Below are 12,924 nucleotides of genomic sequence, written 5' to 3'. Positions count from 1 at the left end.
AATGTACTTTAAATCTGTAAATATATCACAAATTTTTCATAAAAGGAGTCTTTTCATGCAGAACGCATCTGATTTAAAAACACAGCTTCAGGCGATCCACCGCAGAAGTTATCCTGCGTACAAATCCCTGAAAGGCAGCTATCAGTTCAGGGATTTCATTCTTCATATTGACCATGTACAGGGGGATCCTTTTGCATCACCTTCACATATCCGTATCCGTCTCAGTCACAAAACCGCAGGCTTTCCAGCCGCTTATTATAAAGATACGCTTACGCGTGTGACACTTGCAGATTATCTGACCCGCCAGTTCGAAACTCAGGTCAATCACTACACTTTCCGTGCAAAAGGCTCGGGTAAAAGCGGCCTCATCTCCGTCAGCCACTGCGGGCAGGAAGTGCTTTCACGTTCTGCCTGCGAAATTACGGACAAAGAAATCACCGCACGTTTTTTTATTGGATTCCCGGCAAACGGACGTACCATTAATGCCACGGAACTGGAAAAAATCCTCTTTGATTTTCTCCCGGCCTGTATCGAGAAAGCATTTTTCTATAAAAACACCGACCGCGCCAAACTGGAACAGGCAATCTTTCTTGCCGAAGATCAGGATTCGATTCGCACACAGCTAAAAGAAAAGAATCTTGTTGCTTTTGTGGCGGATCACTCTGTCCTTCCGAGAGAAAGCGGTATTTCTTCCCGCCCTCTTAAGGATTCTGTCCCATTTATGTCACCGCAATCTCTTCGTGTATCCATGAAACTTCCACATGAAGGAACAATCTACGGTATGGGCATTCCCGCCGGAATCACCCTGATCGTTGGCGGCGGTTATCACGGTAAATCCACGCTTCTGAATGCGCTGGAACTCGGTGTATACAATCACATTGCCGGTGACGGACGAGAGTATGTCATCACGGATGCCAGCGCTTTAAAGCTTCGCTCCGAGGACGGACGATTTATCCGCAATGTAGATATTTCACTTTTTATTAATGATCTTCCAAACAAAAAAGACACTCGTTGTTTTTCTACGGAAGATGCCAGTGGAAGTACCTCACAGGCCGCAGGTATTGTGGAGGGAATCGAATCCGGAAGCAAAGTTTTCCTGCTGGATGAAGATACCTCCGCGACCAATTTTATGGTGCGGGACACCTTCATGCAGGAAGTCATCTCCCGTGAAAAAGAACCGATCACCCCGTTTCTGGAACGCTCAAAAGATCTCTATAAAAAAGCCGGGATTTCCACGATTCTGGTAGCTGGAAGCTCCGGTGCATTTTTCCACATTGCCGATACGGTTATCCAGATGGATTCTTATCATCCTGTGGACATTTCCACAAAAGTCCGTGCGCTTTGTGAAAAATATCCTCTGACCAAAGAAAAAGCACCTGCATTTTTCATGCCCCAGAGTCATCGGATACTGTCCAAAAAATCGCCCTGTATTCGCAGCCATGGACGTGGAACCGACAAACCGGAACGCCTGAAAATAAAAGTACATGGAAAAGATGGATTTCTTCTCGGACACGAGAACGTTGATCTGCGCTGCATCGAACAGATCGTAGATACTGAGCAGACAGCTGCTCTCGGTCTGATACTGAAATATGCTCTGGAAAATCTGGTCGACGGACAGCGTACTGTCTCTGAAATCGTTCAGCTGCTGTCCAAAGAATTACAAAAGAAGGGACTTGCCGCATTTGCAGACGGTTCTTCCCTTCCATGTGGGTATGCAGTTCCGAGAATCCAGGAAATCTATTCCTGTTTTAACCGCTACCGCGGATAAAGTGATATCATGTCGCGCTGCAAACCCACTATAATATAGAGACTATACAGACATACAGAGAACCTGCCACTGGCAGCTTCTCTCGCATACTTTGTTCAAGAATGCCTCGGCATTCTTGTTGCGAGATGCGCGTCATGCAATGCATGACATACTTCTTCTGCGCATCTCTGCAATCCTGCCGGAGGCTATATCAGATAGGGAATTGACTCCCACCACTGATACTGATTTGTTGCTCGCCACCTACAGAGGTGGGAGTCATTTCACATCTGGTATAACGAAAGCAGCCGCCCTCCCGACGTTTCTTGTCAGGTGGCGGCTGTTGAGTTTTCGTGTTCTGTTTTATTTTTAGGGAAAGGAAAGAGTTCCGGCAACTCTTCCGGCATTTGAAGTGTTACCGGAGATCTTAAAGGGCTGTTCCTTTAAGACAAGTACATCTTACAATATAAATGTGAGAAATTTTTGTCCTTTTTCTAATAAAAGTATAAAATTTCTAAAATAATCATTACGCTTTTCTTTTATCAAGCTTTCTTGAAAGCATCATACCCAGTCCCTGAAGAATCTGTACGAGAACTACCAGAATAACAATCGTCACGATCATGATGTCTGTCTGGTAACGGTAATATCCATAACGGATCGCGATATCACCCAGTCCGCCGCCACCGACAGTTCCTGCCATTGCAGAATATCCCAGGATCGTTCCCACTGCGATCGTCACACCTACCAGAAGGGAAGTTCTGGATTCTGCAAGAAGTACTTTCCAGATGATCGTCCGTGTTCCGGCGCCCATGCTGACGGCTGCCTCAACCACACCCGGATCAACTTCCTTGAGTGAGGATTCTACCATACGTGCGATAAACGGTGCGGCAGCGATTACAAGTGGTACGATCGTTGCTGTAGATCCATATGTCTTGCCCACCAGCAGTCTCGTAAGCGGAATGACGAGAATGAGGAGAATCAGGAACGGAATACTTCTGAGAATATTCACGATCACATCCAAAACTTTATAAACAGCTGAATTCGGATGGATACCTTCTTTGTCTGTCACTGCGAGGAGGATTCCCAGCGGCAGGCCAAGTACGTATCCGAAAAAAGTGGACACAAGTGTCATATATAAAGTATCTCTGGTTCCTTCCAGAAGCATTGTAATTGTTGCATTATCCCACATCAGAACTCAACTCCTCTACTCCCATATTTGTTTCCCGCAGATATTCGATCATTTTTTCTGCTGTTTCCTCGATCTCGGGAAGCTGCAGAATCATTTCGCCCTCTGCGGATCCGCCAATATTCTTAGTATCTGCATACAGGATATTGACCGGCGTGCGATAAGTCAGAACCAGATTTGCAATCACCGGTTCAAAAGATGACCTGTCTTTAAACGTTACACGTACCAGACGCTTGCCGTTCATTTTCTGAATCTGTGCACGTCCGCTGAATACCAGTCTCCGTGCCGCTTCTGTCTTCGGGCTTCGGAAAAGTTCTTCAACTGTTCCGGATTCCACCAGAACTCCTCGTTCCAGTACTGCCACGCGGTTACAGATTTCCTGTACAACACTCATTTCGTGTGTGATCACAACAACTGTGATTCCATACTCTTTATTTATTTTCCTGATCAGCTCAAGGATGGATTTCGTCGTCTGGGGATCTAATGCACTTGTTGCCTCATCACAAAGCAGGATTTCCGGATCACTTGCAAGCACACGGGCAATCGCCACGCGCTGTTTCTGTCCACCTGAAAGCTGAGACGGATAAGAAAGGGCTTTTTCCTCAAGTCCTACGATCTTCAGGTACTCCAGAGCTTTTTTACGTGCTTCCTTTTTACTGATTCCGACAATTTCCATCGGAAAACATACATTGTCAAGCGCTGTTCTCTGCATCAGAAGATTGAAATGCTGAAAAATCATTCCGATATTCTGTCGTTCCTTACGAAGCTTCCTTTCGGAAAGCTCCGTAAGATTCTTACCGTTTACCCAAACACTTCCTGAAGTCGGTCTTTCCAGCAGGTTCAGACATCGCACCAGTGTACTTTTACCTGCACCGGAGAGACCGATTATGCCGAAGATCTCTCCTTTTTCAATGGAAAAACTGATGTTTCTGGCAGCCTCTACGGTTCCGCTTTTTGTGGAAAAACTTTTACAAAGGTTTTCGACTTGTATCATCGGTTCCATTCGCCTGTTTCCTCCCGTCCCTGTGTTACAATTTTATTTATTCTGCATCCTCTGCTGCAGTATCTTCTTCTGCATCTGCTGTAGCATCCACTGCCTCTGCTTTGTCAGAATCTGCAGATTCTTCAAAAGGTACAACTGCTCCGTCATATGTCTCATTAATGTAATCTTTGATCTCGTCAGATTTCAGTACATCTACCAGAGCTTTGACTGCTTCGTTGTCTTCGTTACCTTCTTTTACTGCAATGATGTTTACATATGTTTTTGCTGCTTCAGAATCAGATGTCTCATGTGCAATGGAATCTTTGGATACGGAATATCCTGCCTGCAGTGCATAGTTTCCGTTCAGTACAACAAATGCAACTTCATCTTTTACACGGGAAACCTGTGCAGCTTCCAGCTCCTCGATCTGGATGTTTTTCGGATTTTCTTCGATGTCTTTTACGGTTGCTTCCAGTCCGGCTCCGTCTTTCAGAGCGATCACTCCGTTGTCCTGAAGGAGAAGAAGTGCTCTTGCTTCGTTTGTGGTATCATTCGGAACTGCAATGGTATCGCCATCTTCCAGATCATCCAGTGCTTTCTTTGTTCCCGGATAGATTCCGAATGGCTCGTAATGGATTCCGCCAGCATTTACAAGATGTGTTCCCTGCTCTTCATTGAAGTTGTCAAGATACGGAATATGCTGGAAATAGTTTGCATCGAAATCGCCGCTCTCTACTACGAGGTTTGGCTGTACATAGTCATCAAATACGGTAACTTCCAGATCCCATCCTTCTTTTTCGAGGATTGGTTTTGCTTCTTCAAGGATCTCTGCATGTGGTGTTGCGGATGCTGCGACTTTGATGGTTCCTTTTTCTGCGTCAGCACTTACCAGTACGCCGTTTGCTGTGATTGTTCCGATTGCGAGTGCTGCTGCAAGTGATACTGTGACAAATTTTCTGTTTTTCATAATTATTTCCCTCTCTTATTCTCATCCATTATTTTTTATTTGATTTGTTTTATTACTTTTTTTCCATATTCAGTTGTAAGTTCAGGATTTCCTGTTATCCTGACGTTATCTGCCTGATTTTGAACAAAGAAAAAACAGGAACTCCTTCAGAATTTCCTGTTCATGTAATCTACATTGTATCTGGTTGATACATCTATATTCACATTCTTGACATCTCATCTCAGACCACTCTGCCATGATCCTCTGATGTCACAGGAAGTTTCCGATACATTGAAGCACAGTTTGACATAGACATGCACATGTACATACCCATTCGCATTTCCTTATCCATCATACACATGACATTTCTCTGTACTGATTTCTCTGTAAACATGATTCTTCCTCCCTTAATGTTTTCTCTCGGTTTTTATTTCCTATCTTTCCGATAGGTTTAATATACTACTCTTCTTTCTGTCTGTCAACATATTTTTTCATTTTTTTATTTACACTCTGTTTTCCTTGCTTGACACTGTTTTTCTATGATGATACCATGATACTGGTTATCTGGGGATTTCCCCCTGTAAGCAGATTTTGCAGCTAACTATATAAACCATATATACAACAGGAGAAAATATATGCAGAAAAAAGCAATGATCGCCATGAGCGGCGGAGTTGATTCCAGCGTAGCTGCCTACCTGATGGTTCAGAACGGGTATGACTGTGCCGGTGCCACTCTGAAGCTTTATGATAATCCACAGTGCAGTTTCCCGGGGCATCGTGCCTGCTGCACACCGTCTGATACCGAGGATGCAAAAAGTGTTGCTGCACGACTTGGCATGCTCTACTACGTTTTCCCGATGCACGATGAATTCCGTCACAGTGTTATCGACAAATTCGCAGACACCTACCTTCACGGAGGCACACCAAATCCATGTATCGACTGTAACCGTTTTTTGAAATTTTCCGCACTTCTTGATAAGGCAAGAGAACTCGGATGTGAGTACATCGCAAGCGGTCATTATGCCCGCAGAGAGCAGGATCCGGAAACCGGACGTTTCATTTTGAAAAAGGGACTCGATCCGACGAAAGACCAGAGCTACGTTCTTTATGCCATGACACAGGATCAGCTTGCACATACTCTGTTTCCACTCGGCGGCTATACAAAAAAAGAAATCCGCCACATTGCACAGGAGCAGGGCTTTATCAATGCTGATAAGCCGGACAGCCAGGATATCTGCTTCGTGCCGGACGGAGATTATGCTTCATTTATTGAACAGTATACCGGTCAGTCATCCGAACCGGGAGATTTTGTAAATAAAGAGGGAAAAGTTCTCGGTAAACATAAAGGCCAGATTCATTATACGATCGGCCAGCGCCGCGGTCTCGGTATTTCCGCACCGGAATCTCTCTATGTCTGTGGCAAATCACTGGATTCCAACGAGGTTATCCTCGGCGGAAAACAGGATCTGATGAGTAATTATTGTTATATCAACGACATCAACCTGATTCCATGGGATCACCTCGATGCACCGATCAAATGTAAAGTCAAAACGCGTTACCGTCAGCCGGAACAGCCGGCAACTGTGGAGCAGATCGGAGAAGACCTGATAAAGATCACCTTCGATGAGCCACAGAGAGCCGTTACTCCGGGACAGGCTGCTGTCCTTTATGATGACGATATGGTACTCGGCGGAGGAACCATCCTTCCGGAAGGTCTCGCCTCCACCATGACCACATCACAGGGAACAAATAATTAACCCATCTGTACCGTTACATGGTATTCTTTCTTGCCGGGGATCAGAGGAATCTGGTTTCCGGCAATTTTTTCGCCGTCTACTTCCATCCATTCAACACCTTTTTCCACACCGTCCGGTTTGCGGATATCAATATAATATTCCGCATCTCTGTAGCGGCGTTTGATCTGCAGATCACCAAAAGCTTTCGGCAGACATGGATTCACTACAAGACCATCATATTCCGGCTGGATTCCGAGAAGCGCCTGTGACAGGTTAACAAATGTCCAGGCTGCCGTTCCGGTCAGCCAGCTGTTCTTTGCCTCGCCGAATCTTGCTGCGTCAGCACCTGCTATCATCTGTGAATAAATATATGGTTCTGTGCGATGTACATCACTGATCTCTTCAATATAGGACGGGCAGATCTTACGGTAAACATCAAATGCAAGATCTCCTCTTCCGAGTACAGCTTCTGCGATAGAAATCCACGGATTGTTATGGCAGAAGATTCCGGCATTTTCTTTGTATCCCGGCGGATAAGAAGAAATTTCACCAAGTTCCAGATGATATCTGGTATATGCCGGCTGGAGTATCATGATACCATATTTCGTTTCCAGATATTTATGTACGGAATCCAGCGCTTTCTCAGCAAGTCCTTCTTCTTTTCCGATTTCAGCCATAACGCAGAATCCCTGTGGTTCAATATAAATCTTACCTTCTTCACATTCTTTTGATCCGACTTTTGCAGACTGTGAATCATATGCACGAAGGAACCATTCTCCGTCCCATCCCGCATCCAGAACCGCCTGATACATATCCGCTACTGCACTTTCTGCTTCTTTTGCAAGATCTTTATGTCCTGTACGCAGACAGATTTCTTTAAATTCTTTACCATATTTGACAAACATTGCTGCAATAAATACAGATTCTGCCACCGGTCCTTCAGATGGTCCGGTCGTCTGGAAAGATTCACCAGGTTCACTGGAGAAACAGTTCAGATTCAGGCAGTCATTCCAGTCAGCTCTTCCTATCAGTGGAAGTTTGTGCGGTCCGAGATGTGTTGCTGTATAATGGAACGATTTGTTCAGATGTTCAAACAGCGGTACTTCAGAACCTTTTTTACAGTCAAATGGTACCGGCTCATCAAGAATACCATAATCACCGGTCTCTTTCAGATATGCAGAAACCGCCGCAATCAGCCACAGCGGGTCATCATTAAATCCGCTTCCGACATCAAGATTACCCTGCTTTGTCAATGGCTGATACTGATGATATGCGCTTCCGTCCGGGAACTGTGTGGATGCAATATCAATAATTCTTTCCCTTGCGCGTTCCGGAATCAGATGTACAAATCCGAGAAGATCCTGACATGAATCACGGAATCCCATGCCTCGTCCAGTGCCGGATTCATAATACGATGCAGATCTTGACATATTGAATGTTACCATACACTGATACTGGTTCCATATATTTGCCATACGGTCAACGTGTTCGTTCGAACTTGTGACTTCAAAACGTGCAAGCAGTGTCTCCCAGTATGTTTTCAGCTCCGCAAATGCTGCCATTGCTTTTTCTGCTGTATCAAATCTTTCAATAAGCGCTTTTGCCGGTGCCTTACGGATGACGTTCGGCGCTTCCCATTTATTGTCTGCAGGGTTTTCACAGTACCCCAGCATAAATACAAATGTTTTTTCTTCGCCAGGAGCAAGTGTCAGATCGATCTGATGTGCTGCGATCGGATACCATCCGCTTGCTATGGAGTTGCTGCATTTTTTCTTACGGACTGCATCCGGGAATGCGTTGCCGTTACCGGATCCAAGGAATTCATCCCTGCTGGTATCAAAATTCTGAACCGGTGCATTTACAGTAAAGAAACTGTAATGACGGCGGCGCTCTCTGTATTCGGTCTTATGATAAATTGTACTTCCGTGTACTTCCACTTCACCAATACTTAAATTTCGCTGGAAGTTAGTCGAGTCATCAACTGCATTCCAGAGACAGAATTCTACATAAGAAAATAAAGAGATGTTTTTTTCGACATCTGAATTGTTTTTCAAAGTCAGGCAGTTGATCTCGCACGCTGCATCTACCGGTACAAATGCCAGCAGATCCGCTTCCAGATTATTTTTCGTTGAATGGAAACGGCTGTAGCCCAGACCGTGACGGCATTCATATGTATCTGTCTCTGTACCGGATGGCATCGTGCCCGGATTCCAAATTACCCCGTCATCATTGATATAGTAATATTTTCCGTTGGAATCTACCGGAATGTTGTTGTAGCGATATCTCGTAATACGTAAAAGTTTCGCATCTTTATAGAAACTATATCCGCCGCAGGTGTTTGAGATCAGTGAAAAGAAATCGTTGCTTCCGAGATAATTGATCCATGGCTGTGGAGTATGTGGTGTAGTGATTACATATTCTTTGGCTTTATCGTCAAAATGTCCGAATTTCATAAAGAACCTCCTTCAAAAAACAATATAAATAAAGTAAAGGGGATGCGATCACGAATTAAAGACTGAAAACAGAATTGCAAAAACGAATAAGTTTAGAAATTTTATAACTATAATATGATTAGATTGGATTAAGCTCAGTATAATTCACTTATTCAAAAAAATCAACCACATTTTCGCTTACAAAATCGTGTGCAGACATGTTTTCGTAAACGTTAAGTTTTTTACGAAATTTTTCGTAAAAACGAAGTACCTTTTTTGTGAAATCGGTTAATTATCGTCAATTATTTTTTGTGCAAGAGGGATAAATTATGCAAATATAACAATTTATCCTTGCAAATTGTCCGAAAATACAGTACGATGAGCTTGCGAAAACGATTTAGAAACAAAAAAACAGAAAAGGCTGGACATGCATATGGTATCCATGAAAGACATTGCAAAACAATGCAACGTATCTGTTGCAAGTGTCAGCAAAGCTCTCAATGGTTATCCGGATATCAGCGAAGAGACCCGGCAGCTTATTTTAAATACTGCATCAGAAATGGGATATCTTCCTAATTCCTCAGCACGGTCGCTGAAAACCAAGCGAAGCCACAATCTCGGCGTACTATTCGTAGACGAAGCCATGAGTGGTCTCACACATGATTATTTCAATCATGTATTAGAAAGTTTCAAGCGCACGGCTGAATCCAGAGGATACGACATCACCTTTACCAGCGGAAATCTTTCCGGTCAGCACATCAGTTATTATGATCACTGCCGTTACCGGGGAGTCGACGGAGTTGTAATTGCCTGCATCGACTTCTTTACAGAAGAAGTACAACAGCTGGTGCGATCCGAAATTCCGGTGGTTACAATTGACCATGTATTCGATGGAAGAATTGCTGTTGTTTCCAACAACATTCAGGGAATGGAAGATCTTGTCACCTATGTTCTGCAACGGGGGCACAGAAAAATTGCCTATATTCACGGAGAAGATTCTTCTGTTACACGAAGTCGTCTGGGAAGCTTCTACAGAACGCTTCAGAAAAAACATATCGATGTACCCGATGAATATATGCCGGTCATCCCCTATCGCGATGCAGAAGCCGCAGCGATGGCGACCTCAGAACTTCTTGATCTGAAAGATCCGCCTACCTGCATTCTTTATCCGGATGATTTTTCTGCTCTGGGCGGTATCAACGAAATCCACGAACGAGGACTTCGGATACCAGATGATATTTCCATCGCAGGATATGATGGACTCACTTTTGCCCGCATCCTTGAGCCCCGGCTGACAACGCTGTGCCAGGACACAGAAACGATCGGACAGCTTGCCGCAAAGAAACTGATTGGCCTCATCGAAAATCCAAAAGCAACGATCATCGATAAATTCACAGTTGACGGAAGGCTTTTCCCCGGTGCTTCGGTCAGGAATCTGGCAAAATAAAATGCAAAACATATTTGCAAAAACTAAATAATGAAAATTTAATATGTAAAAAAATAAAAACCAAATTATTAAATCACAGGGAGGTAACAACATGAAAAAACAGATTATGGCAGTCACATTAACAGCAGCTATGCTCGCAGGTTTGGCAGCAGTTCCGGTATGGGCTGATGACGCAGGCTCAGACGAAGGTAAAGTTTTAAACATTTACTGCTGGAACGAAGAATTCAAAACCCGTCTGACCGATCACTATCCGGGATATGAAGAAGTAGACGGAACTCATGGTAAGATCGGTGATGTAGATGTTGTATGGAACATTACTCCATCTGATGACAACGCTTATCAGAACAATCTCGACGAAACACTTCTGAAACAGGCTGATGCAGCTGCTGACGACAAGATCGACCTCTTCCTCGTAGAAGCTGACTACGCACTGAAATATGTAAACACAGATTACACAATGTCTGTAGCAGATCTTGGAATCACAGATGATGAGATTGCTGATCAGTATCAGTACACTAAAGACGTTATGACAGATTCCGACGGAAACCTGAAAGGTCTTTCATGGCAGGGCTGCCCAGGAACCATGATCTACAGAAGAGATATCGCCAAAGAAGTATTCGGAACAGACGATCCGGCAGAGGTTCAGAAGAAAGTTGCTGACTGGGATACCTTCAAAGCAACTGCCGCAGAACTGAAAGAAAAAGGTTATCAGATGACCTCTACTGTAAACGACTCCTACCGTGTATTCTCCAACAACGTAACCAGCCCATGGGTAGTTGATGGAAAGATCACAGTTGACGACAATATTAAGAACTGGGTTGACATGTCCAAGGAAATGGTTGATGCAGGCGAAACAGCTACATACGAACTGTGGAGCGATGACTGGAGCAAAGGCTTCTTCACAGACAGCAATGTATTCTCATATTTCGGACCGGCATGGTTCATCGACTTCTCTATGAGTGCTGATCAGGATGGCTCCGTTGGTAAAGACGGCGGCTGGGCTGCAACAGAAGGACCGCAGGGCTTCTACTGGGGCGGAACATGGATCACAGCAGCTACAGGTACAGACAACCCGACACTCGTTGCTGATATCATGAGAACTATGACAACAAACGTTGATGTAATGAAAGAAATCGTTACAGCTGACAACGACTTCGTAAACAACAAACCGGCTATGGAAGAAATGGCTGCAGACGAAAGCTACGGCGACGCAGTTCTCGGCGGACAGAACCCACTGGCTATGTTCTGTGCAGGTGCAGACAAGATCGACCTCAGCAATATGAGCATCTATGATCAGGGCTGCAACGAAGAATTCCAGAACGCTATGAAGAACTACTTCGAAGGCAATGCAACTTATGAAGAAGCACTCGACCTGTTCTACAAAGCAGTTGTTGAAAAATATCCGGAACTTTCATACTAATTCAGACAGACTGACTTCATTTCCAAATGAACATTCTGAAAAGAACATGATTATCTAAAAGTGTGCCTGCCTGAGGTTCAGGCAGGCACACTTTAACTTATGGAGGAAGATAATGGCAAAGAATAATAACCATAAAGCGGTCAGCTATAACAAATGGGGCTATATCTTTCTGATACCGTTTGTAGTAGTATACCTCATATTCCAGCTCGTTCCGCTTATTAGTACAATTTATAACAGCTTTTTTGAAAATTACAGATCTGGATTGACGCAGATTGGACCGAACTTTGTGGGATTTGCCAATTATGTCAAACTCTTTGAGGGTGGAGAGATCTGGATTTATTTAAAAAACACAATGATTATGTGGATAATGGGATTTGTTCCTCAGATCCTCGTATCCCTGCTTCTCGGTGCATGGTTCTCCAACCCGAGTCTCCGGCTGAAAGGTCAGCGGTTCTTCAAGACTGTGATCTATCTCCCGAACCTGATCATGGCATCTGCATTTGCAATGTTATTCTTCACATTGTTCGCAGATGGCGGTCCGATCAATGCCATGCTCGTACATGCAGGCATCCTGAAAGAAGCATATTCTTTCTTCAGCCACGCCTGGAGTGCAAGAACGCTGGTTGCGATTCTGAACTTCCTGATGTGGTTTGGTAACACGACCATCCTCCTGATGGCCGGTATGATGGGTATTGACCCTTCACTTTATGAAGCTGCCGAAGTAGACGGAGCTACATCTTCACAGATTTTCCGTAAGATCACTCTTCCGCTGCTTCGTCCGATTCTGATCTACGTTATGATCACATCTCTGATCGGTGGTATGCAGATGTTCGATGTACCACAGATCCTGACAAATGGAACCGGTGATCCGATGCGTTCAACTATGACACTGATCATGTTCCTGAACAAGCATCTGTTCAGCAAGAACTATGGTATGGGCGGTGCATTGTCCGTATTCCTGTTCATTATTACCGGTATACTCAGTATGATCGTATTCCGATTCAACAAAGCAACTGACGGGAGGTGAGAAA

Annotated in this window: 10 protein-coding genes; 5 read left to right on the top strand and 5 right to left on the bottom strand. The window is 44.3% G+C overall.

The window, feature by feature from the left end; translation table 11 throughout:
• Positions 1–55: 55 nt before the first annotated feature.
• Positions 56–1,768, top strand: a complete 1,713-nt coding sequence (locus tag BQ7344_RS12785; RefSeq protein ID WP_072522848.1) for an ABC-ATPase domain-containing protein — start codon at positions 56–58, stop codon at positions 1,766–1,768.
• Positions 1,769–2,270: 502 nt separating this feature from the next.
• Here BQ7344_RS12785 and BQ7344_RS12780 read toward each other — a convergent pair.
• The 4 genes from BQ7344_RS12780 to BQ7344_RS16315 form a co-directional block, all read right to left on the bottom strand.
• Positions 2,271–2,933 carry a methionine ABC transporter permease gene (locus tag BQ7344_RS12780; protein ID WP_072522847.1) on the bottom strand — a complete coding sequence of 221 codons (663 nt, stop codon included), beginning with the start codon at positions 2,931–2,933 and terminating at the stop codon, positions 2,271–2,273.
• Positions 2,923–3,933, bottom strand: a complete 1,011-nt coding sequence (locus BQ7344_RS12775; RefSeq protein ID WP_072522846.1) for a methionine ABC transporter ATP-binding protein — start codon at positions 3,931–3,933, stop codon at positions 2,923–2,925. The genes BQ7344_RS12780 and BQ7344_RS12775 overlap by 11 nt, the downstream gene beginning before the upstream one ends.
• A gap of 37 nt (positions 3,934–3,970) precedes the next feature.
• A complete protein-coding gene (locus BQ7344_RS12770; RefSeq protein ID WP_072522845.1) occupies positions 3,971–4,879 on the bottom strand; it encodes a MetQ/NlpA family ABC transporter substrate-binding protein in 909 nt (302 codons plus the stop codon).
• A 220-nt stretch (positions 4,880–5,099) separates the two neighbouring features.
• On the bottom strand, positions 5,100–5,252 hold the full coding sequence (locus BQ7344_RS16315; RefSeq protein ID WP_015543148.1) for a hypothetical protein: 153 nt from the start codon (positions 5,250–5,252) through the stop codon (positions 5,100–5,102).
• A gap of 241 nt (positions 5,253–5,493) precedes the next feature.
• On the opposite strand from BQ7344_RS16315, the gene mnmA reads away from it, so the two are divergent.
• The gene (gene mnmA / locus BQ7344_RS12765; protein WP_072522844.1) at positions 5,494–6,615 is read left to right on the top strand and encodes a tRNA 2-thiouridine(34) synthase MnmA; all 1,122 of its coding nucleotides are present in this window, start codon (positions 5,494–5,496) and stop codon (positions 6,613–6,615) included.
• Here the strand turns inward: mnmA and BQ7344_RS12760 are convergent.
• Positions 6,612–9,047, bottom strand: coding sequence for a glycoside hydrolase family 94 protein (locus BQ7344_RS12760; RefSeq protein WP_072522843.1), 2,436 nt, complete (start codon positions 9,045–9,047; stop codon positions 6,612–6,614). The genes mnmA and BQ7344_RS12760 overlap by 4 nt on opposite strands.
• A 412-nt stretch (positions 9,048–9,459) precedes the next feature.
• Between BQ7344_RS12760 and BQ7344_RS12755 the strand changes: the two genes are divergently transcribed.
• From BQ7344_RS12755 to BQ7344_RS12745, 3 genes are all read left to right on the top strand, one after another.
• Complete coding sequence (locus tag BQ7344_RS12755) at positions 9,460–10,473, top strand: LacI family DNA-binding transcriptional regulator (protein ID WP_072523444.1); 1,014 nt, start codon at positions 9,460–9,462, stop codon at positions 10,471–10,473.
• A gap of 91 nt (positions 10,474–10,564) precedes the next feature.
• Positions 10,565–11,893, top strand: coding sequence for a type 2 periplasmic-binding domain-containing protein (locus BQ7344_RS12750; protein ID WP_015543144.1), 1,329 nt, complete (start codon positions 10,565–10,567; stop codon positions 11,891–11,893).
• Between the two features lie 112 nt (positions 11,894–12,005).
• Entirely contained in the window at positions 12,006–12,920 is a 915-nt protein-coding gene (locus BQ7344_RS12745; protein WP_072522842.1) for a carbohydrate ABC transporter permease, read from the top strand.
• Positions 12,921–12,924: the final 4 nt, after the last annotated feature.

Origin of the sequence: Blautia sp. Marseille-P3087, from assembly GCF_900120195.1 — a bacterium.
Taxonomy (GTDB): Bacteria; Bacillota; Clostridia; order Lachnospirales; family Lachnospiraceae; genus Blautia_A.
The sequence above is the reverse complement of the archived record's forward strand: the minus strand, read 5'-3'. Positions and strand labels throughout refer to the sequence as shown.